This is a genomic window from Citrobacter sp. C1 (assembly GCF_014596895.2).
Lineage (GTDB): Bacteria > Pseudomonadota > Gammaproteobacteria > Enterobacterales > Enterobacteriaceae > Citrobacter > Citrobacter gillenii.
The window spans coordinates 4050381-4075841 of record NZ_CP115035.1; the positions used below are offsets into that span (position 1 = coordinate 4050381).

Consider the following 25461-nt stretch of genomic DNA (forward strand, 5'->3'; position numbering starts at 1 on the left):
GCGTTAGACTGACATGCTCATCAGGTCATTGAATCCAGAAGCAACTTTATTTCTGACCTGAACCAGCGCGGAGAACGACAGCGATGCCTGTTGGCTGGCGATCATTGCCCCCGCCAGATCATCGCTTTTGCCCATCTCAACGGCCGTTTGTTGTTGCTCGGCGACCTGCTGATATTGATCAACATGATTCAGCGCCCCTTGCATAATCTGGCCAAAGGAGACCTGAGATGATGCCGACTGCGCACCAACACGGTTAATCTGCATCGGCGAGAGGATGGGCGACTGCGCGACCTCCTTCATCTGCTGCATGTCCTGCATCATTTGCGTCTGCATCGTACTGGCTGGGGCTAGGATATTTATGCTCATGACCTACTCTTAAAATGAAAAAAGTGCTCGCTGCACGACCAACGGATTCAGGAGAAGATTTCGATTCCCTGTTTTCTCATTGACGCCAGACGATAACGAAGCGCACGTGGGGTAATGCCTAGTAAATCCGCAATTTTGGTTTTATTGCCCTGATATTTGCGCATCAAGTCAGCGATATACTGATATTGCGCGCTGCGGCCATGCTGGCCCAAATTATCGCCTTCGCTTATTTGCGGACTGGGCTTAGGTTGCCATTCAGGCTCGCTCCAGGAATCGGATCCCACAGACGGAAGCCCCAAGGTATCGGGATAAATTACGCCATCTCGATTCAAAATCATGCCACGTTGAATGGCATTTTCGAGCTGGCGTACATTGCCCGGCCAGGCGTAGCTGAGTAATGCTCGCCGCGATGATTCCGAGAGCTTGATATTCTTCGCCAGTACCGTGGAGTATTTTTTGATAAAGGATTCAGCCAGAGGAATAATGTCTTCCATCCGCTCGCGCAGCGGCGGCATCGTCACCGGGATAACCGACATGCGATAATAGAGATCTTCTCTGAAACGTCCTGCGGCAACTTCGGCTTCAAGATTTTTATTGGTGCAGGCAATAAGGCGGAAGTTAAGTTTAATTAAACGATTACTGCCCAGGCGTTCAACCTGTTGTTCCTGCAAAACACGCAAAATCTTCGCCTGTAGTGCTAACGGCATGTCGCCGATTTCGTCGAGCAGCAAAGTGCCATTATTGGCTAATTCCATTTTTCCCGGTACGGTCGCGACGGCCCCGGTAAATGCACCTTTGTCATAACCAAATAACGTAGCTTCGAGCATATTTTCAGGAATAGCAGCACAGTTAACGCCGATATAAGGCGCCTGAGAGTCCTGTGCAAATGCAATAGAATGTATAAATTTCGCAACACATTCTTTACCTGTCCCCGTTTCACCATGAACAAGGACAGGAACATTAAAAGCAGCAATACGCTTAGCTAGTGCAAATGCATTGATGCTGGAGGTTGCTTCGGCAATAAGTTCAAACATGATTATTTTACACTTAGAAGTAAAGTTAACATCCATAACGAGAAATATACAAATTATTCCAAAGCGAGCACATTATCGAATAATAGATATCGCCCGTGCCATGTTTTTCATTCAGTCCCTGTTCATGTTTTACTGCCCTTCCACATGGCAGCCCCTTCGAAGACTATTTTCAAATAGGTTTTTTCCTAAAAAAAGATTACCACTGGTGCTGTTAACAATCTTAAATTAAAAGATAATAAAAATATTATTCATTTAAAAACAATGAGTTACAATGATTTGCGTGTAGAAATTAAGCATGAGAAAGGCATTTATAGCGCTGCCGCTAACTGGTGAGAATGTCACAGTTATATGATTAATAATTTTTTAATTATAGAACCACATCATTAATAACTTGCAGAAGAGAGGGGCAGAATATTTAATATCCAGCCCGAGATTATCGATGTTCCCATGCACCTCATTTTATAGGTCATGGTCCCCAACAAAAGAGAATAGCGTCAAGGATGCTCAAAAAATTAAATGGATTTGTATTTTCTTTGATAACGTCGGGATGTGATATTTATTCATCCACCAACAAAATTACGGCTGAGAACGTGTACCATGCTGAAATATAGTCAAACACCCGGAATCTTTAAGCTTGAAGGAAACCGGCTTGGGCGTCCATATCATCGTCTGCCGACTATGTTTACGGGTAATTTTGATACAATTGAATCACATCTCGGAAACTATTTCCTGAAGAAACACCGCACAAATATAACACTCAAGAAGATACACTGCGAGATGGATGTTATTAACAAGAGTGCTGAGTTATTAATTTCGCAAGTTGGCCATTTGGCATTTGATATTGACCGCACATTATTGCTAATGCTGCTAGGTAACTTCTATGGTCTGACGTCATCAATGATTGACGAAAAGTCATCAGAAGATTTACCTACCAAAACCGAAACCCGGTTGAAAAGTCGGCTGGCACTTGATACCTGTAATATCATTTTTAATAAAAACATATCCGGTATCCCACTCACGCTTAAGCCCGACAGCAGCACAGTCCAGACCCACTGGGCTTATCAACTGATATTTATACTAGGCGATGATGAGAACGCCAGTTTCAGGATCTTACTCGATGATTCACATACTGATTATATTTTGAATTTGATTCGTCGTAGTGAACACGGTGATAAAAAAAAGCTGGTTGATAAACCCCACGCCCAAGCGCGTAAAAAAACGCTGATCAAAGAGATTATTAATACGCTGCCGCTGACCATGAACGTGAAGATAGCCGAGATCCCGCTCAATGTTGCCGACCTGACGACCATTAAGCCGGGAGATATTTTACCCATTGCGATGCCAGATACGTTCCCGGTTTATATCGGGAAGTCCGAATTATTTAACGCCCTGATCGTCGAAGATAAAGACAAACTGTTTTTGTCCGAGTTAACGAGTAAGACTGAGAAATCCTATGAGTAAGCAACAAGATATTTTAGAGCAAGGCTTCGAGTTAACCCCGGAAGCCACCACAGCGTCTGCGGTGTCGGTCACCGAAACACTGGTGACGCGGTTAGAAGATCGTTTTTCCGAATCCATGACCCTACTCAAGCGTATTCCGGTAACGTTAACGCTGGAAGTCTCCTCGGTAGAGATCATGCTGTCTGACCTGCTGAACATTGATGATGACACCGTCATTGAGATGGACAAACTCGCAGGGGAGCCGCTGGATATTAAAGTGAATAATATCCTGCTGGGTAAGGCCGAAGTGGTGGTAGTGAATGAAAAATATGGCCTGCGGGTCCTTGAATTCAACACGCATGAAATCAACGATCTGGCCCCATGAAACGCGCACCTACCTTCACTCTGGTACTGGGTATCTCGTTGCTCATCCTTTCTCCCTTTGCCTGTGCGCAAGGGGGAGATATCCCGTTGCTGAATGTGATTTCACACGGTAATAGCCAGGAATACAGCGTCAAGATTCAGGTTCTGCTACTGATGACGCTGGTGGGCATTCTGCCTACGCTGGTGCTGATGATGACCTGTTTTACCCGTTTTATTATTGTCCTCTCGTTGCTACGTCAGGCGCTGGGGCTGCAGCAAACGCCGCCCAACCGCATCCTGATTGGCATCGCACTGTCGTTAACCATGCTGGTAATGCGGCCCATCTGGATCAACATCTACGATCATGCCGTGGTGCCTTTTGAAAACGACCAGATTACGCTTTCTGACGCGCTAAGCACCGCCGCCTCACCGCTAAAACGCTTTATGTTGGCGCAGACCAACAAAAAAGCCATTGCGCAGATCATGACCATCGCCAATGCGCACGGTAACGCGGCAGATCAGGATCTCTCCATTGTGGTTCCCGCCTATGTCCTGAGCGAGCTGAAAACGGCCTTTCAGATAGGCTTCATGATTTACATTCCGTTCCTGGTGATCGACCTGATCGTCGCCAGCGTGTTGATGGCAATGGGCATGATGATGTTGTCACCGTTGATCGTTTCACTCCCCTTTAAGCTGATGCTCTTCGTGCTGATCGATGGCTGGGCGCTGACCGTTGGGACGCTCACCTCCAGTATTCGCGGCCTGGGGCTGGGATAATTATGTTAACGATTGATGTAGCAGCCGATATTGTCGCCAGCGGCATAAAAGTCGTGATTATCCTGGTCTGCGTGCTGGTCGTGCCCAGCCTGTTGGTCGGCCTGTTGGTCAGCATTTTCCAGGCGGTGACGCAGATTAACGAACAGACCCTCAGCTTTTTACCCAGGCTGATTGTCACGCTGGCAGTATTGGGGATTGCCGGGAAATGGATGATCGTCCAGTTGAGCGATCTCTGCGTGCATCTGTTCACTCAGGCCGCCATTCTGGTGCACTGACATGCGCGAAACCGATATCACACAGCTAAGCAGCCTGATCCTGGGCATGTGGTTTCCCTTCGTGCGCATTATGGCGTTTATACACTATGCGCCGGTGCTGGATAACGCCGCGCTGACGGTCCGCATACGTATCGTGCTGTCACTGGCGCTGGCATTCATCATTACGCCGTTGATCCCCCACCCCGTCCCCAGCAGCCTGCTGTCAATAAACAGCATCATCCTGACCGCAGAACAGTTTCTGTGGGGTATGTTGTTTGGCCTGATGCTGCAGTTTCTGTTTTTAGCACTCCAGTTAGCCGGGCAGATCCTCTCGTTTAACATGGGGATGAGTATGGCGGTGATGAACGATCCCAGCAGCGGCGCATCGACGACGGTGCTGGCGGAAATGATCAACATTTACGCGGTAATTCTGTTCTTCGCGATGGATGGGCATCTGCTGCTGGTGAGTATTTTATTCAAAAGCTTTACCTACTGGCCGATTGGCAATGCGCTGCATCCGCAATCTCTGCGCACTATTTCCCTGGCGCTGGGCTGGGTATTTGCAGCCGCCACGCTGCTGGCGCTACCAACCACGTTTATCATGCTGGTTGTTCAGGGCTGCTTTGGTCTGCTGAACCGTATTGCGCCCCCACTCAACCTTTATTCCCTGGGCTTTCCTATCAATATGCTGGCGGGTCTGGTCTGTTTCGCCACCCTGTTGTACAACCTGCCCGACCACTATCTGCACCTGGCGAATTTCGTCCTGCAGCAGCTCGACGCGCTAAAGGGACACTATGGCGGATAGCAGCAGCGAAGAAAAAACAGAAAAACCCTCGGCGCAAAAACTTCGCAAAGCCAGAGAGGATGGGCAGATCCCGCGTTCAAAAGACATGGGGCTTGCCGCCAGCTTGTTTGCCGCGTTTATGGTGATCTACAGCAGCTTCCCCTGGTATGAAGATTTCGTGCGCGAAAGCTTCATCAGCGTGCATCAGTACGCACAGAATATTAATGACCCGGACATCATCGGACAGTTCCTCGAACATCATCTGCTGATTCTGGCGAAATTTATTCTGACGCTGTTGCCGATGCCCGTAGCCGCCCTGTTTGCCTCGCTGGTGCCGGGTGGATGGCTGTTCCTGCCGAAGAAAATTTTACCGGACTTCAGCAAGTTAAGTCCGATTAAGGGCATAGGGCGTCTGTTCTCCACAGAGCATCTGGTGGAAACCGGAAAAATGACGCTGAAGGCTATCGTGCTTTTAATCATGCTGTGGATAACCCTGCGCAATAACTTTGCCTCGTTTCTCGGGTTACAAGAGCTGTTTTTTAAACAGGCGATTAGCGATGGTCTATCACTCTACAGCAGCGTGATGCGCAACTTTGTCATCTTGTTTATCTTTTTTGCTCTCGTGGACGTTCCTCTGGCGAAAAAAATGTTCACCAAAGGGCTGAAGATGACCAAGCAGGAAATAAAAGAAGAATATAAAAACCAGGAAGGTAAACCAGAGGTTAAAGCGAGGATCCGGCGTTTGCAACGGCAAATGGCGATGGGCCAAATTCGCAAAGTGGTACCGAAGGCCAACGTAGTGATCGTCAACCCAACGCACTACGCCGTCGCCTTACAGTATGACCATGCTCGCGCCGCCGCGCCGTTCGTTGTCGCCAAAGGCACGGATGAAATTGCACTGTATATCCGCCAGGTCGCTGCAGAGAACAACATTGAAGTCGTTGAGTTTCCCAAGCTGGCACGCTCTGTTTATTACACCACCCAGGTGAATCAGCAAATTCCGTTTCAACTTTATCGGGCGATTGCCCACGTCCTGACCTACGTCCTGCAAATGAAACACTGGCGTGACGGAGCACAAGCACGCCCTTCACTGAACAGACATATTTCCATTCCAAAAGAGGTTCTTAAACTGGATGCCGAAAATAACTAAACAATTCATGGCGCTGCTGCGTAACGGCAATATCGGCGTGCCGCTGGTGATCCTGTGTATTCTGGCGATGGTGATCCTGCCGTTACCACCTGCACTTTTGGATATTCTGTTCACCTTTAACATCGTGCTGGCGGTGATGGTGCTATTGGTGGCCGTTTCCGCAAAACGACCGCTCGAATTCAGCCTGTTCCCGACCATTTTGCTGATTACCACCCTGATGCGACTGACGCTAAACGTGGCGTCAACGCGCGTGGTGTTACTGCATGGCCATATGGGTGCCGGTGCCGCCGGTAAAGTGATCGAGTCCTTCGGTCAGGTGGTGATCGGCGGTAACTTCGTGGTCGGCTTTGTGGTGTTTATCATCCTGATGATCATCAACTTTATCGTGGTCACTAAAGGTGCTGAACGTATCTCCGAGGTGTCCGCCCGCTTTACGCTGGACGCGATGCCCGGTAAACAGATGGCGATTGATGCCGATCTGAATGCCGGGTTGATCAACCAGGCGCAGGCGCAAACACGACGCAAAGACGTGGCGGGTGAGGCAGATTTCTACGGTGCGATGGATGGTGCTTCAAAGTTCGTGCGTGGGGACGCCATCGCCGGGATGATGATCCTGGCCATCAACCTGATCGGCGGCGTCTGTATTGGGATCTTTAAATACGATTTAAGCGCTGAGGCCGCGTTCCAGCAATACGTGCTGATGACCATCGGTGACGGCCTGGTCGCACAAATCCCGTCTTTGCTGCTGTCGACGGCGGCGGCGATTATCGTCACGCGCGTCAGCGACAGCGGCGATATTGCCACCGACGTACGTAGCCAGCTGCTGGCCAGCCCTTCTGTGCTCTATACCGCCACCAGCATTATGTTCGTGCTGGCCGTTGTGCCGGGCATGCCACATTTCCCGTTCCTGGCTTTTACGGCGCTGTTAGGGTTCACCGCCTGGCGCATGAGCAAGCGTCCGAAAGTCGCCGAGACTGAAGAGAAAAATCTCGAAACGCTGACCAAAACCATCACCGAAACCACCGAGCAGCAGGTCAGTTGGGAAACCATTCCGTTAATTGAGCCCATTAGCCTGAGTCTGGGCTATAAGCTGGTGGCGCTGGTCGATAAATCGAAAGGTAATCCGCTGACCCAGCGTATTCGTGGCGTGCGGCAGGTGATTTCTGACGGCAACGGCGTGTTGCTGCCTGAAATTCGTATCCGCGAAAACTTCAGACTGAAACCCACGCAGTACGCCATTTTCATCAATGGGATTAAAGCGGATGAGGCGGATATCCCCTCAGATAAGCTGATGGCGCTACCCTCCAGCGAAACTTACGGCGAAATAGATGGCGTGTTAGGGAACGACCCGGCCTACGGGATGCCCGTTACCTGGATTGTGCCGGCGCAAAAAGCCAAGGCATTAAATATGGGGTATCAGGTTATTGACAGCGCCAGCGTCATTGCCACGCACGTGAATAAGATTATTCGTCGCTATATTCCCGATCTGTTTAATTACGATGATATTACGCAGTTACATAACCGCCTGTCGTCCATGGCACCGCGTCTGGCGGAAGATCTCAGTGCAGCGCTGAATTACAGCCAGTTATTGAAGGTTTACCGGACGCTGCTTATCGAAGGCGTTTCATTACGCGATATCGTTACCATTGCCACCGTGCTGGTTGCCAGCAGCGCGACCACCAAAGATCCCATTCTGCTGACGGCAGATGTCCGTCTTGCGCTGCGTCGCAGTATTACTCACCCGTTTGTACGCAAAGATGAGCTGGCGGTCTACACGCTCAATAGTGAACTGGAGAATTTACTGGCAAACGTGGTCAATCAGGCACAGCAAAGTGGCAAAGTGATGCTCGACAGCGTACCGGTCGATCCGAATATGCTTAATCAGTTCCAGACCAATATGCCGCAGATAAAAGAACAAATGAAAGCCGCGGGGAAAGAACCGATATTGTTGGTCGCTCCACAGTTACGTCCGCTGCTCGCTCGCTATGCTCGTCTGTTCGCGCCGGGGCTACAGGTGCTGTCTTATAATGAAGTGCCGGATGAGCTGGAATTAAAAATTATGGGCGCGTTGAGCTAACGCGTGATGAGGCGGTGCTGAAAGTACCGCCTGACTATTACAGAATTGTATTTTCCGTCAGAATTCGTCGGGCACCGAGATAATGATCCTGCCAGAAAGGTTCGGACAAGGTGCTGACCCGGATCGTTTCGCCGGTACGTGGCGACTCAATAAATTGCCCCTGCCCCAAATAGACCCCCATATGATCGGCAATATCCCGGCTGTGAATATGGAAAAACAGTAAATCACCACGACGTAAATCGCGATTAGAGACAATTGTCGCCCGCCGATAGTGATACATTTCATTGGCAGTACGGGGCAGTTTCGCCGCCAGAATTTTATTGTAGGCATAGAAAACGAGCCCGCTGCAGTCAAAGCCTTCATCCGGACGGGTTCCCCCCCACAGATACGGTTTACCTAACTGTTGCTCAAGGCGATGAATCGCCACTTCGGTGATGTTGTGCAGGTGATCGCTACTGAGAAAATGAGGATTTTCGGCGAGTTCCTGCCAGCGATGATCGCTGGCTTTAAGCGGACCTGGGAACCACTCCGGGTGCTGTTTAATCTGCACGCGATTCTGCTGGCGCAATGCCTTTTTACTTTCCGCATTACCTTCTACCACGTAGCTGGCCTGCTTTTTTACCTGCACATGATACTGCTTTAGTAACCGGGCACGATTACGCATACGCAACTGCGCCGCATAGTTTAAGGGGGTATTTGATAAGACAGGCTGAACTTTGGCGATACACGGTAATGACAACACGACACACAAAGACAGCAGTCCCGGCAAAAGGCGTCGGGGTGCAGTGGCAAAAGACATGAAAAAAGAATACCTGGTCAAACACGTTCGGCGCAGTGTACTGCTATTGGCGGGATATCTTTTTTAATATTTGATTATTAATAGATTAATTTTTTAAATTCAATAGATTAGAAAGTCAGTATTAATCTTATGCAATGGACGGATAGCAGCGACAAATTACGCCGCTGTCTGACTGCCTTTAAGTCCAATTTTGCGTATAAAGAGAAACTAAAGTGTAAACGCAGCACGAGAGACTTGCGAAAAACTTTCTTGGTGCTAATGTGAGCGCTCCAAATCCAGATTTATCCGATTTGGCGACTCTATTTGCCGTCCTGGCGTGTGTAACCGTTTTATCAAGGAATAAGCAGTATGCGTAAAATCGCATTTTTTCTTGCGATGCTTTTATTACCGTGCGTTTCATTTGCCGGTTTGCTGAGCAGTAGCAGTCCAACTGCACCTGTCAGCAAAGAATATAAGCAGCAATTGATGGGATCTCCTGTCTATATTCAGATCTTTAAAGAAGAACGCACGCTGGATCTGTACGTCAAGATGGGCGAACAGTATCAATTGCTCGACAGCTACAAGATCTGTAACTATTCCGGCGGGTTAGGACCCAAGCAACGTCAGGGCGATTTTAAAAGCCCGGAAGGGTTTTACAGCGTACAACGCGGTCAGCTCAAACCGGATAGCCGCTTCTATAAAGCGATTAATATTGGCTTTCCCAACGCCTATGACCGCGCGCACGGGTACGAAGGTAAATACCTGATGATCCACGGCGCCTGCGTTTCTGTCGGCTGCTATGCCATGACCGACAACGGCATTGATGAGATTTTCCAGTTTGTCACTGGGGCGTTAGTATTTGGCCAGTCCAGCGTGCAGGTCAGCATTTACCCGTTCCGCATGACCGATGCCAACATGAAGCGCCACCAGAACTCGTATTACAAAGAGTTCTGGTCACAGCTAAAACCGGGATACGACTATTTTGAACAGACGCGTAAGCCACCGACTGTTTCCGTGGTCGATGGTCGTTACGTCGTTAGCAAACCGTTGAGCCATGAAGTGATTCAGCCACAGCTGGCGTCAAACTACACGCTCCCCGAGACAAAATAGCGCCCATTCACCTGGCATAATCTTTTGCCAGGTTTCATTGCCCGTCAGCGGCTGCGTAGCGATCACGGTGACCACATCATTGGGTGTGGTCTCGGAGCTAAAGTCGATTTCTACATCCTGATCCAATAACGTCGCCACGCCGAAAGGTGCGCGGCGGGTGATCCAGAACAGATTGGTCGAACAGAACGCCATCACGTAGCGCCCGTCGGACAACAACATGTTGAAGACGCCCTTCTCACGCAGTTCCCCGGCCAGGACGGCAATATATTTAAACACCGCAGTCATGTTGCCCGGCGTACGCGGATAACGTTCAACCAGCTTATGTAGCAGCCAGCAGAACGCTTTTTCGCTGTCGGTTTCTCCGACCGGACGAAAATTACCGGTTTCCAGCGATTTATAACCGCTTAGCTGTCCGTTATGGGCATAGGTCCAGTTGCGCCCCCACAGTTCACGCGTGAACGGATGGGTATTTTCCAGCGCCACTTCTCCCCGATTCGCCTGACGAATATGAGCAATCACGGAACAGGATTTGATGGGATAGTCTTGTACCAGTTTGGCGATAGGCGAATTAAAGCTGGGTTGCGGATCTTTAAATGTACGGCAACCCTTACCTTCATAAAACGTAATCCCCCAGCCGTCTTTGTGCGGCCCGGTACCTCCCCCGCGCTGAACCAGCCCGGTGAAGCTAAAGCAAATATCGGTTGGCACATTGGCGCTCATCCCGAGCAGTTCGCACATATATCACCTACCTTAAAACGCTGAACTGCCTGATGGCGTTACACTTATCAGGCCTACGCAAAACGCAAGTAGGCCGGATAAGGCTTCAGCCGCCATCCGGCAATAGCCTTCTTACTTAACCATCTCTTTTTCGATCAACTGAATCAGAATATGAATCACTTTAATGTGAATTTCCTGAATACGGTCAGCATAGCCAAAGTGCGGGACGCGAATTTCAATGTCGGCGCTGCCGGCCATTTTGCCGCCATCTTTCCCGGTCAGGGTGATGACTTTCATTCCTTTCTCACGCGCAGCGGCAATGGCTTTAATCACGTTTGCCGAGTTACCGGAGGTCGAAATGCCTAACAGGACATCCCCTTCACGCCCTACCGCTTCAACATAGCGAGAGAAAATATAATCGTAACCGAAATCATTGCTGACGCAGGAGATATGGCTGACATCAGAGATAGCGATCGCCGGATAGCCCGGACGGTTTTCACGGTAGCGCCCGGTCAGCTCTTCAGCAAAGTGCATTGCGTCGCAATGGGAGCCGCCGTTACCGCAGGAAAGTACCTTGCCACCCGCTTTAAAACTGTCTGCCAGCAGGACCGCCGCGCGCTGAATAGCGTGAATATTGGCGTCATCTTTTAAAAAATTAGCCAGCGTTTCCGCCGCTTCGCTCAGTTCGTTACGAATAAGATCCTGGTACATGAGGATATCCTTCAGCATGAATGTAAATGACAAGATGCAGTGTACCGGATAGCACTACAGGCGAGAAGCATAAGCCACAGGAATGGCTGTGGCTTTTGATTTTTTGTGCCGGTGAAAACAACAACAATGTGAGCTTTGTTGTAATTATTTTGTAAACACATTGCTAAAAGAATTTACATCCACTACAACCATATCATCACAAGTGGTCAGACCTCCTACAAGCAAGGGAGCTTTTCGATATGATGATTTTGAGTATTCTCGCAACGATTGTTCTGCTCGGCGTATTGTTTTATCACCGCGTGAGCTTGTTTCTCAGCAGCGTAATTTTGCTCGCATGGACGGCTGCGCTCGGCGTAGCTGGCCTGTGGTCGGTCTGGCTGCTGGTTCCTCTGGCCATTATTCTGGTGCCGTTTAACTTTACGCCGATGCGTAAATCCATGATCTCTGCGCCAGTGTTCCGCGGCTTCCGTAAGGTTATGCCGCCGATGTCGCGCACCGAGAAAGAAGCGATTGATGCCGGTACCACCTGGTGGGAAGGCGATCTGTTCCAGGGCAAACCGGACTGGAAGAAATTGCACAGCTATCCGCAGCCACGCCTGACGGCAGAAGAGCAGGCCTTTATTGACGGTCCGGTCGAAGAAGCGTGCCGCATGGCAAATGACTTCCAGATCACCCATGAATTAGCGGATCTGCCGCCAGAACTGTGGGCGTATCTGAAAGAGCACCGCTTCTTTGCGATGATCATCAAGAAAGAGTACGGCGGTCTGGAATTCTCTGCTTATGCACAGGCTCGCGTACTGCAAAAACTCTCCGGCGTCTCCGGGATCCTGGCGATCACCGTTGGCGTACCTAACTCATTAGGCCCGGGTGAACTGCTGCAACATTACGGCACCGAAGAACAGAAAAACCATTATTTGCCGCGTCTGGCGCGTGGTCAGGAAATCCCTTGCTTTGCGCTGACCAGCCCGGAAGCGGGCTCCGATGCAGGGGCGATTCCGGATACCGGCGTAGTTTGCATGGGTGAATGGCAGGGTCAGCAGGTGCTGGGTATGCGCCTGACCTGGAACAAACGCTATATCACGCTGGCCCCTATCGCCACCGTGCTGGGCCTGGCGTTTAAACTCTCCGACCCGGAAAAACTGCTGGGCGGCGAGGAAGATCTGGGCATTACCTGCGCGCTGATCCCCACCTCAACACCGGGCGTAGAAATTGGTCGTCGCCACTTCCCGCTGAACGTCCCGTTCCAGAACGGTCCGACGCTGGGTAAAGATGTTTTTGTACCGATTGATTACATTATCGGTGGCCCGAAGATGGCCGGTCAGGGCTGGCGTATGCTGGTGGAATGTCTGTCTGTGGGGCGCGGCATTACGCTGCCATCTAACTCGACAGGTGGCGTGAAATCGGTTGCCATGGCAACAGGTGCCTATGCGCATATTCGTCGCCAGTTCAAAATCTCTATCGGCAAGATGGAAGGTATTGAAGAACCGCTGGCGCGTATTGCCGGTAACGCCTACGTGATGGACGCCGCGGCGTCGCTGATTACCTACGGTATTATGCTCGGCGAAAAACCAGCGGTACTTTCCGCCATCGTGAAATATCACTGTACCCACCGCGGGCAGCAGTCAATCATCGATGCGATGGATATCACTGGCGGTAAAGGCATTATGCTGGGCGAAAGCAACTTCCTGGCGCGTGCTTACCAGGGCGCCCCGATCGCCATCACCGTTGAAGGTGCCAATATTCTGACCCGTAGCATGATGATCTTCGGCCAGGGGGCAATTCGTTGCCATCCGTACGTGTTGGAAGAGATGGCGGCGGCGCAGAACAACGATGTGAATGCGTTCGATAAGCTGCTGTTTAAGCACATTGGTCACGTCGGCAGCAATAAGGTACGCAGTTTCTGGCTCGGTCTGACGCGCGGGCTTACCAGCAGCACGCCAACCGGTGATGCCACCAAACGTTACTACCAGCACCTGAACCGTCTGAGCGCCAACCTGGCATTACTCTCAGATGTCTCCATGGCCGTGCTGGGCGGTAGTCTGAAGCGTCGCGAGCGTATCTCCGCGCGTCTGGGCGATGTGTTAAGTCAGCTGTATCTGGCCTCCGCCGTTCTGAAGCGTTATGACGACGAAGGCCGCCATGAAGCCGACCTGCCGCTGGTTCACTGGGGCGTACAGGATGCGTTGTATAAAGCGGAACAGGCGATGGACGATCTGCTGCAAAACTTCCCGAACCGTTTCGTTGCCGGGCTGCTGAATGTGGTTATCTTCCCGACCGGTCGCCACTACCATGCGCCTTCTGACAAACTGGATCATAAAGTTGCCAAGATTTTGCAGGTGCCGAGCGCAACCCGTTCACGCATCGGTCGCGGTCAGTATCTGACGCCAAGCCAATACAATCCGGTCGGCTTGTTGGAAGAAGCGTTGCTGGACGTGATTGCCGCCGACCCTATCCACCAGCGTATCTGCAAAGAGCTGGGTAAAAACCTGCCGTTTACCCGCCTGGATGAACTGGCGCGTAACGCGCTGGCAAAAGGGTTGATTGATAAAGACGAAGCCGCGATTCTGGTGAAAGCGGAAGAGAGCCGTCTGCGCAGCATCAACGTGGATGATTTTGACCCTGAGGAGCTGGCGACCCAACCGGTAAAGTTGCCAGAGAAAGTGCGTAAAGTCGAAGCGGCATAGCGATCGCGCACGACTTCCAGCCCCGCTTAACGCGGGGCTTTTTATTGCCACATTTTCGGTAATGCTCATGCTACAGTGTCAAAATGCTGTTCAACGAGGAGCCTCGATTGTGCCTGGTTTGAAAATTACCCTACTGCAACAACCACTGATCTGGATGGATGGCCCGGCTAACCTGCGCCATTTCGACCGACAGCTTGAAACCATCACCGGACGAGACGTCATTGTATTGCCCGAGATGTTTACCAGCGGCTTTGCGATGGAAGCGGCCAGCACGTCGCTTACGCAGGAAGAGGTTGTTCGCTGGATGCACGCCAAAGCGCAGCAGACAAATGCGCTAATCGCCGGCAGCGCCGCGTTACAGTCAGAACGTGGCCCGGTAAATCGTTTTTTACTGGTAGAACCCGAAGGATGCGTTCATTTTTATGATAAACGCCACCTGTTCCGCATGGCGAACGAGCACCAGTATTATCAGGCTGGAGAAGAACGCGTCATTGTTCAATGGCGCGGCTGGCGTATTTTACCGCTGGTCTGTTATGACCTGCGGTTTCCGGTATGGTCACGCAATCGCGAGGATTATGACCTGGCATTATATGTCGCAAACTGGCCTGCACCACGCTCACTGCACTGGCAGGCACTGCTGGTCGCCCGGGCAATTGAGAACCAGGCTTATGTAGCAGGATGTAACCGGGTTGGTAGCGATGGCAATGGCCATCATTATCGCGGGGACAGCCGGGTAATTAACCCGCAAGGGGAAATTATTGCCACCGCCGAGGCGCACCAGGCCACGCGGATTGATGCTGAGCTGTCGCTTACAGCATTGCGGGAGTATCGCGAGAAGTTTCCAGCCTGGCAGGATGCCGACCCGTTTACGCTATAGAGATATATCTTCTCTCCCGTTACGGAACGGTTTCCCCGTGGCGGGATTGTTTCACTCCGTAACTAACCGCAAAACAAATTCGCGTGGCGACATGCCTCAGGCAACGTATTCTGAAAATGATAATCACACGTAAATTCCCTTATCAGGATATCAAAATGAAGAAATTTGTACGCATGACTTTGCTGGCTGCTACCCTGGCGGGTGCCTCCTTTAGCACACTTGCAGCAAACGTATCCAACGTTCCGGCCCCGGCCCAGGATCCAGTGGTACAGCACCTGAAACTGAGCAATGACCAGGTGGCGCAGATTAAAAAGCTGCACCAACAGCTGGAAACCAATGTCAGCCAGATTTCGGTGAACGACGTTAAAGACGGCGTGCTGATTGACGTGATCAAGTCCGGAAAATGGGATGATGCCGCTGTTAAGAAACAGCTTGCCGCGTTCAGCAACATCGAACAGCAGGCACGTTACTACCGCGTGAAATACTACTTTGACCTGAGCAAAGTCCTCACACCAGAGCAGCGTAAGCTGGTGCAAAAAGATATTGCACAGACGCTGGGCGAGTAATGGCATAAGCCTGAACCAGCAATGGTTCAGGCTGTCAGCTCAGGCATTATTTCTTGCGCAAACAGAAATCCCTGCACGGCATCGGCACCGCTTACGCGACAGATGGCATAATCCTCCGGCGTTTCCACCCCCTCGATCACCACCCGCTCGCCCAGCCCGCGAAACTGGTTAATGAGAACTCTCAGCTGCCACTCCGATTCTCTGAACTGATGAAACATTCCGCTTTCAATTTTGATGGCATCGAACCGAACCCCAGACAGTCGCCAGACAAAAAATAGCTCGGGCGATACATCATCCAGCCAGACGCGGAACCCGTGGCGCACCAGGGATCTTATCGCAATACACACCGCCTGCTGTTCTGACTTTTCCAGACGCATCATGGTGCCTGGGTCCTGAATTTCGATCACAATACGCCCTTGATGCGCCCGTTTAATCAATCGTGTCACCCACGACATGCAGGTCAGCATCCGGACAGACACATTCAGGGAGTAGCTTCCCGGCAGCGCCAGTACCCGCTGCATTTGCCAAAGAAAGAGTTGCTGCTTCGCGGTTGTGGAAAGGTGCTTGAAAAAAAGATCCAGCGGTAACGACGTCCGAACCTGACTCAACACCTCACGGACATCCAGCGAGGCGTCATCAAAAAAATGAATGCGCTGTAAACGGATCCCGGTTATCCGCAGCAGCTCGGCATTGCGGGGACGTGCGGGTAGATATTGAGCCTGTTCGTTTGGTCTGTTCATGTCATTCCATTTTTTGATTAAAAGGGCGTCGGGCATCCTGCAGCCAGGGGATACGGCGATCGTTCGGATATTCACGATAAAAGCGTGCCGCCAGACGACGTGCTGCGGGCATGTCGCGCTGCTTGAGCGCCAGCAAGATTTGGATGTAGGAGACGTTCGGGTCAGGATGAACACGTACATAGTCAGGCGCCCAGCGTTGAACGTGCGCCAGCCAGCGGGTATCCCGGGTTCGCTGATAACGTTGCACATCGCCCATTGCAACATCAAACCGGTAGCGACTGACCAGCAACCAGCCCCCTACCGGGATCGATTTGGCCAGTCGCCACTGCTCTGCCCGCCGCTCCACCATCGTCAACTGCTGCTGCGTTTGTAGCGTGAGGAGCAATACCGGTGTTAAAAGCAAAAATGTAATAAACGCGGTCACGCACATCCCTTTCGTCACCGACAGCGCCAGCCGATACGCGTTTTCCGTGCGATCCGCACAACGTAGCAGCAAGATCAGCAGCAGCCAGTGAGGCGTCGACTGCCTGACGGGATATTCAGTCAGCATATGAATCGCCACCGGCAGCGCCGCCACCATGCAGGCGCGGTGCCAGCGATCGCCACGCCGCCAGAGCCAGAACCCTCCGGCAATAAAACAGAGCGTGCCCGCCAGTCCGACTATGCCGCCTTCGACCATCCATAGCACCAGCTCGTTGTGCGGGTGCGACATGCTGCTCAGTCCCAGATGGCCCGCGCGGTCAAGAAACAGAGCGGGAAAGCTGCCGATGCCCCAGCCCGTCCACGGTCGCGCCATAAACAGGGCCAGCGACGTTTTCAATACCGTCCAGCGCACCTGCGATGACGTCAAGTGCTCGACCGTCGCAACGGACATAACATGGCGCGCGGCCGCTCCTGCTAGCATTCCGACCACCAGCGGCAGCACAAGAAGCAGTAACGTCCGCCGCCGGGCGGGGAAAATCACCAGCAGCAGCGCTTCACCGACGACCAGTGACAAATACCCGGTTTGCGACTGTGATTCATGCAGCACAAACCCCATCACACCAAGGGCAAACACCATGGCGATTATCTTTCTGCCGCGTAGTCGCAGGGCCAACACTACCGACAGCAGGGTGCCGCAGGCGGTGAAGCTGGCCATCAGGTTAACCTGCTGAAAAATGCCGTAGGGCCGCGTACTGCGCCACCAGGCAAACTCCCAGTAGCCCACGCCCGGTAGATGCCAATACTGATAGACGAAGACGAGGCACTCGATAAGGCTGGCTCCCCATAACAGCGCCAGTAATGTCGTCAGGGTGTTCGCCGCCAGCGGAATTTGCAGCACCACCAGATAAACCAGCACACCGCCCAACAGCGCCCCAGCCACCAACAGTGACTCAGGTTGCCAGACTGCGGGCGTCATCAGACAGAGCAACGTCAGAATGAGTGAGCCTGCGATAAACCCGACGGCAGGCAAGGTGATGCGCCAGACCTGGCGAGGGGGTCGTACGGATACGCAGCCGGCTAATACAACTGCGTAGATCCAGGCCAAAATATTGAGCGGTAACGACAGGCCGCTGCCACCATTATTCGGCCAGTAAAGGTGCATTGCCCCGCACCAGTAAAACAGGCTGAGCCCGAGAAATACTCTCTGCGCAGGCAGCGGGGCAAGGCGATTCAGTGTATTTTTCATACTATTGATAGTTCAGCGTCCAGGTCCCACTGGCGCTAAAAGGACCGTACTCAAGGGACTGATTTTTCAACGCTGTCGGCTGGGCCTCGACCCACGCCAGAAAATTCAGCGTCATCGATCCTTTGGTAATGTCTGTCACTGACGTACTCTCATCAAGCCGGATTGCCGCGCCGTCTTCTTCGCTCATCCCTATGCCGATCCCTGATGCGCCCCCCTGCTCGTGACTATCCAGTGCCAGATGATCGGGCAGTTCCGCATCTTCAGTGCCGCCGAAGGTCACGGAGATCCCACGAAAGACATCAGGATCGCAATCACGGAGCTGAATACTGAATTTTTCCGGCTTACCGCGCCCGGCAAGATAAAGATCCTGGGTCGCGATTTGCCCGAAATCGACCTCGATTTTGTCGCCACCCGGCGCAATACTACAGGCCAGCGCCCTGATGGTGCCGTGGAAGTGCATATCGCCGCCGACCAGTTTGGTGTCGGCCTGCACCGTACCGCCGATCAGCAGCGCGCTGAGCGTGATTAACGTCCTGAATATCATGGCATTACCTTACTGAAACTGCGCAACAACGGTGGCCGAAGCTTCAAACTCCCCCACCTTAACGCTACCCACGCCTGGCTTCGCTACCGGCGCGGCGGTGAGGTTCCAGTCGCCCTGATTCTGGTAAAAGCCCTTGACGTTATAGAACTGATTCGGCACCACAATGCTTCCACTCTCATCCTTCAGGACAATACCGAGGTCGTCGCGTTTTTCTCCGCTGCTGAGGGTGCCGAGGAAATGATCGTTAAACCCCGCCGTGCCTGAAGCCGTGGTGGTTTGTACGCCCAAATTGATGTTCAGCGCCCCTTGATCAAAACTGCCGCCTTCGCAGGACACATGAATCGGGATCGACTTGCTGAAATTGGAACCATTGAGCCGGGCGGCAGAACCGGGCAAATCGCCAAATTCGATACTGATTTTATCGCCCCGGTTAAAGGTGCATTTATCCGGCACGGTAATCAGCCCGGATTTAATCACCACGCGGGAAATCGCCGTTGTGGGTGTGGGTCCACCGCTTCCCATGCGCCCGGCGACCTCCAGCAACGACTGAGAAGTGATACTGATACCGTTAATAATGGGTTTGGTGACAATAAACGTCACTTTCCCTTTCGAACCACTTTCAACATTACTGGCGCGCACGTAGCCCTTTCGCTTTTTGCAGGTGTTGCTGTTGTTGCGGTTTGAAACATTGGTAAAGGGAGCCTGGACATATTTCTTATAGCCCCCGGCGACCCATACCTGAACATCGACATCCAGATACTCATTGAGTCGGAAACGGTTCGCCCCCTGACTTGAAGGTGGCATCGTGGTGGTGGTGGTGTAGTAAATAGGTTCTCGTGAGATATCGGCCTGCTGGCAATAAAAATTCACTACATACCAGCTCCCCAGATTCCATGGAAACGGCTCCGTTCGACCACCAACGTGGTTTTTGCTGACATCCAGCGAACTCAGTTCAATATCGTACTGATGCGGTGCCCCGCCCTCTGGTTCACCCTCTCCCTGGCTAAATGCGTGCGCCGTCAGCGGACAGCAAGCCAGCGCTGTCCAGAACAACGTTTTATGCCAAACGCTCATAGATACTCCAGCTTAAGTCTCACCAGACCGCGAAATTCACCAGCGCTGACCTCGCGCCCGATAGACTCCAGCGCGGCAAGAAAGTGAATAGCGTTATCTCCAGGTTTGAGGATCCACATGCGCTGCGGTTGGCTTAGATGGATCGGTTGCTGACGTTCGGTCATCAGCCGAATGCCTGCTCCTCGCACATTGCCATGGATCCGGGCCAGATCGCTGTTTCCCGGAGAACTGTCGGCCATCAGCGTCAGCGAGACGCCACGCTCCACCGTGCTGTGCGCCAGCTTAGGCATTTCGCTGGCCTGCCCGGGAAAATCCTGCAGGGCATGACCTGAGCCCTTTAAGCAGTCGTTCAGATACAGCGTGACCAACACCGAATCGCTACGATCGCCTCCCTGGTGAAACCGGCGGGCAGAAATATCGCCAAGGTTGATGGTTTGATCGCGCGATGCCATATCCAGCACGCACGGTGAGACATAAACACGACCGTGAAAGCGAACGTTGCCATACTCGCCGGACACATGGCTCATATCCTGACGGCCGCTTTTGGCCTGAACCATCCCGGCCACTCCCAGCATCAGCAGGGCGCAAAGCATTTTTTTCATTTACCGAGTCCTGTTACCGGGGCTGTTGCTCCATCGGCAATGCCTGACACACATTGTCTGTACAGCGGTATTTCAGTTCGGGATGGCCGCCAAAATCGTTCACGTACATCATGCTGAACTGGCTGACATCGCCCTCTTTCACGCTGAAATCGAGAGACGACTTAGGCGAGATCATTATTCCGGGGAAGTCAGTCAGCCTGCCACCGCCCTGCGCTTCCGGCTTGCGGCTCAAGCCAATTAAGGTCACGAAGTAAGGCGTCGGGTTATTCACGGTCCAGCGGGCGCCCTGCTTGTGGAACACCAGCTGGTTTTGCCATACCGCTCCGGGTGTTTCAGGCACAATTGCCGACGGACGGTAAAACAGTTTGATGCGTGACTGCATCGCCAGTTGCAGCACGTTTGGCTTATCTGGCTTAGGTGGAATCTCACGAACATTCAGATAGAACAGGCTTTCGCGATCCTGCGGCAATGCGTTAATGCCGCCGGTTTTTGTTACCCGGGCAATGCCCTTTTGCCCGCCATTAATGCGCTGCAACGGCGGCAAAACCATCAGCGGCGAGGTGATTTTTGTCCCGCTCGCGTCCTCCACCCATGACTGCGCGAGGAATGGAATGCTCGGGCTCGTATTGCTTAAGTTCGCACTAACAGAGCGCGCATCACCGGTGATGATCAGCCGGGTACGGTCAAGCGCAATGCCCGCCCACGCGGAATGGATGTCCGCGGCAAACAGCAAACCGCAGGCGACCGGCTTCAGCCAGCGCTGCACGGAGTAAATAGCTTGGTTATTCATGGTTCGCTTCATTCAGGTAGTTAATATTATTCACAAGGCAACAGGACGTTACCTTCCGGGTTAGGTTGCAAAGGCACCGCCAGATAGCACTGCGCGCGCCCTCCCCAGGCAACGGAAAGGCGTTCGGCAGGTTTCACACCAGCAATCCAGGCCTCACCGTTTTCCATCACCATGGCGACACTCACGCCGTTGGCGTTAAACACCTCGGCGCCAAACGGTGGTACCGAGCCATCTTTCATACGCAGTTGGGCCATCATTTTTAGCCCCTGTGCGACGGCAAAGCGCTGATAGCCAATCGCTCCTTCGGTCAGGGTGTTGGTGACGATGGCTTTGGCTGCGGAAATATCCTCATCCATTGTGTCCACGTCGATACGGGTATCAAAGCTGTGGTAACTCACGACATCCGGTACCACGGCAATGCCAAAGCGGTTCGAGTGTGCCTGTTCGCCGTTCAGCGGCACGTTAGCGACGCCGTCGGTGTCAACCATTACGCGGGCGGTATTCATCGATGCCTGGCTATTGTGGAGCGCCGCGCCGTGACGGGTTGCAGTAAAACCACCACGCAAGGTGCCGCCCACGGAGAAGTAGCGTGACTGCTGCCAGCTGACATTAGATTCCAGCTCGGCCATCATGCTCCGGTGCTGGTAGTAGCCGTCAAAGGCGGTATGGCCTTCGCCGGAGAGTCCGGCGCGCAGGCGCCACGGATTATTTCGGTCACGGTTATCGGAATACGAAACCATCTGGCTGGTTTGGTTGCCGTTGTTCTGCAGCTCATAGTCCATTGAGCGGCTATCGCTCCACGGAATAGACAGCGAGAGCGAGAGGCTGTCATCCCGTTTTCCCTGGTACTCGGAGCGATATGCGGCAAGGTTGGTGCTGATCCCCTGAATGCCTGCAAATGAAAAGCTATGACCCACCGACAGCCCATAGCGATCCTGCGAACGGCGATCCCAGTAGTTCTGGTGGGTATAGGTCAGATACAGCGTCGTGGAGAGGCGCGGATCGTCTGCAAAGAAGGTCTTATTACCGGTGATGGTGTACATCTCTTTCTCGTTCCCGGCGCTGTTATTATTTTTATATTGCTCATCGAGAAACTGCGAGAAAGAACGGAAGCTACGCTGTGAAAAACGATAACCGGCAAAAGTGATGGCGCTGTTGTATTCATCGAAGGTTTTGGCATAGCTCAGCTTAAAGGACATGCCTTTTTGTTCGTCCTGATGCTTCACCCGGCTGACGGATTGCGTCGCATCAGCCGACAACGCACCCAGCCAGCTCAGATCCCGCCCGATGCCCATCGACCAAGCGTTGTAGCGTTCACCTGTTAGCAGTGCCCCGCCGTACAGGGACCAGGCATTACTCACTCCCCATGAAAAATCACCGCTGTAAAATGCCGGCCCCTGGACATCATGGTTATAGAGTGAAGGCTTACCGACGGCGGTGTTGTAGCGAACATAGCCCGGACGTGTCAGGTAAGGAATATCAGCGGTATTGACCTGAAAAGTTTGCACGCTGCCATCTTGCTCTTCTACCCGCACATCCAGCGTGCCGCGTACCGAAGCATGCAGATCCTGAATATTAAACGGCCCCGCAGGAACGGTCGTTTGGTAGATCACGCGCTTCTGCTGGCTGACGGTCACTTTGGCGTTACTGCGGGCAATGCCGTGAACTTCAGGCGCGTAGCCTTGCAAATTTGGCGGTAGCATACGCTCGTCGCTGGCGAGGTTAACCCCGGTAAAGCGAACAGAATCAAAGACCTGAGAATTCAGATAGATTTCACCCACCGTCAGCTTCGCAGCCTGCATGGGCAATGGACGATAGGCGTAGATCTGATCCCAGTTAATCTGCCCGTGCTGATTATCAGAAGAGTAATCGGCCTGATACTGCCCGCGAAAACGCCAGCCACCAAGGTTGAACCCCGTTTGCCCATAGCCCGACAGCGAGCGGTAATGACCTCCGCCTTGTTCGTAGTGGGTGGCCTGACCCGACACGCTGTAATCAAAAATCAGCCCCGCGACGCCATTATCCCAACGTTCCGGCGGCGTCCAGTCAGGATCGGTATATTTCATCCATGCCTGCGGCACGGTAATGTCCAGAAGTCCGGCACTGTTATTCAACACCACGCCCGGCAGGCGGGATATGTCATGACAGGTCGCGGTAATCGGATGAATATACGCCAATGCGTCTTCTTTGAGCGCAAGTAATTCGAGCTGTAGTGGTGACAGGCACGCCAGAGATTTATGTTTATTGTCAGGATCGGTGATATAGCGAATCGACTGCTGTGGGATCTCCTGCCCGTTAATACGAACATCCAGCAAATATTCCCCGGGGGTGACAAAATTGCCTTCAGAAAAGCGCTGCAAATCTACGTTTTGCCTGTCGCTGGCATCCAGGACGTCGGTATTAAATTCAATAGCCTCATCAGCCTCAGCCCATGAAGCGCTGCAGACCAGAGCAATAATAAGCGCCAGACGTTTTTTATCTGTTTTCAGCGTAATCATTTTCGTTCGCAAACCTTCAGATACCCAAATTGCCGGAGCAGCTCAGAGATAATTCACAACAAAATGCGTAACCGCAGTAAATTCGCCGGATGTCATTCGTCCGTCGCGGGAGATTAAATAAGCTGTAAAATTGAGCGTATTTTTTCCAGGGTTTAGGACATAATCCGGAGAAGGCTCCCCCAGATGAATTTGCTGTCCGGTGCTATCAAATATTTCTATCGCTAAATCTTCAGTCGTCGACTGCACGCTCAGATAATCAGGGTTGTCGCGATCGGGCATGCCGGAAAAAGTGATATTTGCGCGCTGAAACACATTCTCTGAATGTCGAGAATCCCCTAATGAACATCCCAGCAAATGAATACTGAAACCATGCGCAGAGACTTTTTCTGGTCTCCCGGATATATCCCGAGCGGAGATATCATTAAATTCAACCAACAACGAACGATCGCGCGGATCGACATAGCAAGCAGCCTCAATAATATGTCCCCGCATGCGCATTTTGCCGGGCGTGCTGGCGACAGGCGCAGTGCCAGCCATGACCCACGCAGGCGAGATAAAGATAAAAAGCAGTAACGTTCGCCATTCAGGCATAACCGCATTTCCTTTCATTTATTCGCGGGAAGGCGTAAGCAGGCGCATTAATGCGCCTGCTGCAGACCATTACTGGTAGTCAATCTGGAAATTAACGGTAGATTCAAAATCACCCGGTGTGACCGCTGCGGAGGCATTATTTGCCTGCAGGTAAGCCACAAAATCGATGTCACTTTCACCATCGGTAATATTAACCTGAGAGGCAGCTTCACCCCATTTTACATCCTGGTTGCCGCTATCAATCATACCGATGCCCGCACCCTGTGCAGTACCTGAAGTAAATGCAGCCAGCGCGCTATTGTCCTGGTCAATTGTTGCTGGGGTATATGTTACGGTTGCGGTTTTGGCGACAGTGGTATCACAGCCCTGCAGAACGATTTTGGCGTGTTTAACACCAGCACGCTGGTTGTCTTTTAACTGAGACGTTGGGATTTCACCAAAGTTTACCTGTACCGGGCTGGATTCCGGTGCCAGGCCACATGCTGAATTCACCAGTGAACCGGTGAAATGAATTTTACCGTTGGTCGGCTCTACACTTTTTGCAGCGAAAGCAGAAGAGGCAGTAAAAGTCATTCCTGCCATCAGTGCACAGACGACGGCCACATTTTTCATTTTCATATTACTTCTAAACCTTATTTCTGTTCTGGTTATTTTGACGTGCTATTTCCACAGGCTACTTTTCCTGGGAAATATGGGTCTTCAGGTGGTAGACGCGCATTACCTTGCAAACATTCCTTCTCGAACCACCCTTGATTTTGAACGTTACTGGCATTTCATCCGAAATACCCTCCGCAGCCGTTCACGCTGTTTCGGGGCTTATATTAAATCGGCAATAAAATGAGACAACGAAAAATCGTGCTTTCAATCAAACTCAGGGAATCATGTTGCCTCCCCGCTATCACACCGATCTATCGCGCAATAACCGCCTAAAATCGCAAGAAAACCAGTGTTAATACCTATCATTTATATCTTTTATAGTGTTTTTATCTATTGGATATTTTTTTATTTAGCTTAAAAAGGAGGAGCAATGTATTTATGAAAGTTTTGTAAAAATGCCAATGGATATCAAAAACGAGGAATGACAATAAGATAGGAGAAATGGGAAAGGATAATAGCGCACGTTCAGATAAACATTGAAATATTGTTATAAAAACATTAATAAAACGTTCAATAACACAGTCATTTTTCATAAATAAATTATGTTATGCTATTGCTTCAACCACTCGACTGTGAGATTCCATGCTTTGTTGCATCAAAGGAGATAT

25 protein-coding genes are annotated in these 25461 nt (G+C 51.8%); 11 read left to right on the forward strand and 14 right to left on the reverse strand.

The genetic code is table 11. From position 1 onward, the window contains the following. Positions 1-3: 3 nt before the first annotated feature. Both IB214_RS19485 and IB214_RS19490 read right to left on the reverse strand, forming a co-directional pair. Positions 4-366, reverse strand: coding sequence for a flagellar hook-basal body complex protein FliE (locus IB214_RS19485; RefSeq protein WP_117342012.1), 363 nt, complete (start codon positions 364-366; stop codon positions 4-6). A gap of 47 nt (positions 367-413) precedes the next feature. Further along, positions 414-1400 carry a sigma-54 dependent transcriptional regulator gene (locus IB214_RS19490; RefSeq protein WP_117342011.1) on the reverse strand — a complete coding sequence of 329 codons (987 nt, stop codon included), beginning with the start codon at positions 1398-1400 and terminating at the stop codon, positions 414-416. 597 nt (positions 1401-1997) lie between these two features. Here IB214_RS19490 and IB214_RS19495 point away from each other — a divergent pair. From IB214_RS19495 to flhA, 7 genes are read left to right on the forward strand one after another with little or no spacing between them, the layout of a single operon-like run. Beyond that, the gene (locus tag IB214_RS19495; protein ID WP_117342010.1) at positions 1998-2861 is read left to right on the forward strand and encodes a FliM/FliN family flagellar motor switch protein; all 864 of its coding nucleotides are present in this window, start codon (positions 1998-2000) and stop codon (positions 2859-2861) included. Beyond that, positions 2854-3225, forward strand: a complete 372-nt coding sequence (locus tag IB214_RS19500) for a FliM/FliN family flagellar motor switch protein (protein ID WP_117342009.1) — start codon at positions 2854-2856, stop codon at positions 3223-3225. Before IB214_RS19495 ends, IB214_RS19500 begins: the two co-directional genes overlap by 8 nt. Further along, positions 3222-3980, forward strand: a complete 759-nt coding sequence (gene fliP, locus IB214_RS19505) for a flagellar type III secretion system pore protein FliP (protein WP_117342008.1) — start codon at positions 3222-3224, stop codon at positions 3978-3980. The genes IB214_RS19500 and fliP overlap by 4 nt, the downstream gene beginning before the upstream one ends. Before the next feature lie 2 nt (positions 3981-3982). Next, the gene (locus IB214_RS19510) at positions 3983-4255 is read left to right on the forward strand and encodes a flagellar biosynthetic protein FliQ (RefSeq protein WP_117342007.1); all 273 of its coding nucleotides are present in this window, start codon (positions 3983-3985) and stop codon (positions 4253-4255) included. Position 4256: 1 nt separating this feature from the next. Further along, complete coding sequence (gene fliR, locus IB214_RS19515; RefSeq protein ID WP_117342006.1) at positions 4257-5039, forward strand: flagellar biosynthetic protein FliR; 783 nt, start codon at positions 4257-4259, stop codon at positions 5037-5039. Further along, positions 5029-6168: a flagellar biosynthesis protein FlhB gene (flhB, locus tag IB214_RS19520; RefSeq protein WP_117342005.1), complete on the forward strand. Its 1140-nt coding sequence runs from the start codon at positions 5029-5031 to the stop codon at positions 6166-6168. The genes fliR and flhB overlap by 11 nt, the downstream gene beginning before the upstream one ends. Then, positions 6152-8245, forward strand: coding sequence for a flagellar biosynthesis protein FlhA (gene flhA, locus IB214_RS19525; protein WP_117342004.1), 2094 nt, complete (start codon positions 6152-6154; stop codon positions 8243-8245). The genes flhB and flhA overlap by 17 nt, the downstream gene beginning before the upstream one ends. 37 nt (positions 8246-8282) lie before the next feature. On the opposite strand, the gene IB214_RS19530 is transcribed toward flhA, so the two are convergent. Beyond that, positions 8283-9044, reverse strand: coding sequence for a C40 family peptidase (locus tag IB214_RS19530; protein ID WP_096758196.1), 762 nt, complete (start codon positions 9042-9044; stop codon positions 8283-8285). A gap of 348 nt (positions 9045-9392) precedes the next feature. Here IB214_RS19530 and dpaA point away from each other — a divergent pair, with 348 nt between their 5' ends. Then, positions 9393-10133, forward strand: coding sequence for a peptidoglycan meso-diaminopimelic acid protein amidase (gene dpaA / locus IB214_RS19535; protein WP_117342003.1), 741 nt, complete (start codon positions 9393-9395; stop codon positions 10131-10133). On the opposite strand, the gene IB214_RS19540 is transcribed toward dpaA, so the two are convergent. Both IB214_RS19540 and lpcA read right to left on the reverse strand, forming a co-directional pair. Then, the gene (locus IB214_RS19540) at positions 10104-10871 is read right to left on the reverse strand and encodes a class II glutamine amidotransferase (RefSeq protein WP_115259356.1); all 768 of its coding nucleotides are present in this window, start codon (positions 10869-10871) and stop codon (positions 10104-10106) included. The two genes, dpaA and IB214_RS19540, sit on opposite strands and share 30 nt — an antisense overlap. 111 nt (positions 10872-10982) lie before the next feature. Further along, complete coding sequence (gene lpcA, locus IB214_RS19545) at positions 10983-11561, reverse strand: D-sedoheptulose 7-phosphate isomerase (protein ID WP_096758199.1); 579 nt, start codon at positions 11559-11561, stop codon at positions 10983-10985. 239 nt (positions 11562-11800) lie between these two features. Here lpcA and fadE point away from each other — a divergent pair, with 239 nt between their 5' ends. From fadE to IB214_RS19560, 3 genes are all read left to right on the forward strand, one after another. Next, complete coding sequence (fadE, locus tag IB214_RS19550; protein WP_117342002.1) at positions 11801-14245, forward strand: acyl-CoA dehydrogenase FadE; 2445 nt, start codon at positions 11801-11803, stop codon at positions 14243-14245. Positions 14246-14354: 109 nt separating this feature from the next. Further along, positions 14355-15122, forward strand: a complete 768-nt coding sequence (locus IB214_RS19555) for an amidohydrolase (RefSeq protein WP_115259360.1) — start codon at positions 14355-14357, stop codon at positions 15120-15122. 155 nt (positions 15123-15277) lie between these two features. Beyond that, on the forward strand, positions 15278-15688 hold the full coding sequence (locus IB214_RS19560; RefSeq protein ID WP_096758202.1) for a hypothetical protein: 411 nt from the start codon (positions 15278-15280) through the stop codon (positions 15686-15688). Positions 15689-15714: 26 nt separating this feature from the next. Here IB214_RS19560 and IB214_RS19565 read toward each other — a convergent pair whose 3' ends face one another. From IB214_RS19565 to IB214_RS19605, 9 genes are all read right to left on the reverse strand, one after another. Beyond that, positions 15715-16428, reverse strand: coding sequence for an EAL domain-containing protein (locus tag IB214_RS19565; protein ID WP_223240359.1), 714 nt, complete (start codon positions 16426-16428; stop codon positions 15715-15717). Position 16429: 1 nt separating this feature from the next. Then, entirely contained in the window at positions 16430-18097 is a 1668-nt protein-coding gene (locus IB214_RS19570; RefSeq protein ID WP_117342000.1) for an O-antigen ligase family protein, read from the reverse strand. A 1-nt stretch (position 18098) separates the two neighbouring features. Continuing rightward, a complete protein-coding gene (locus IB214_RS19575; RefSeq protein WP_117341999.1) occupies positions 18099-18641 on the reverse strand; it encodes a fimbrial protein in 543 nt (180 codons plus the stop codon). Positions 18642-18650: 9 nt separating this feature from the next. Continuing rightward, positions 18651-19715 (reverse strand): fimbrial protein, encoded by a 1065-nt coding sequence (locus IB214_RS19580; protein ID WP_117341998.1) that lies wholly within the window; start codon positions 19713-19715, stop codon positions 18651-18653. Next, on the reverse strand, positions 19712-20317 hold the full coding sequence (locus tag IB214_RS19585; protein WP_117341997.1) for a fimbrial protein: 606 nt from the start codon (positions 20315-20317) through the stop codon (positions 19712-19714). Before IB214_RS19585 ends, IB214_RS19580 begins: the two co-directional genes overlap by 4 nt. Positions 20318-20330: 13 nt before the next feature. Beyond that, positions 20331-21107: a molecular chaperone gene (locus IB214_RS19590; RefSeq protein ID WP_117341996.1), complete on the reverse strand. Its 777-nt coding sequence runs from the start codon at positions 21105-21107 to the stop codon at positions 20331-20333. Between the two features lie 26 nt (positions 21108-21133). Beyond that, positions 21134-23605 carry a fimbria/pilus outer membrane usher protein gene (locus IB214_RS19595; RefSeq protein WP_117341995.1) on the reverse strand — a complete coding sequence of 824 codons (2472 nt, stop codon included), beginning with the start codon at positions 23603-23605 and terminating at the stop codon, positions 21134-21136. 42 nt (positions 23606-23647) lie between these two features. Continuing rightward, positions 23648-24196, reverse strand: a complete 549-nt coding sequence (locus IB214_RS19600) for a fimbrial protein (RefSeq protein WP_117341994.1) — start codon at positions 24194-24196, stop codon at positions 23648-23650. A gap of 69 nt (positions 24197-24265) precedes the next feature. Further along, entirely contained in the window at positions 24266-24814 is a 549-nt protein-coding gene (locus IB214_RS19605) for a fimbrial protein (RefSeq protein WP_117341993.1), read from the reverse strand. Between the last annotated feature and the right edge of the window lie 647 nt (positions 24815-25461).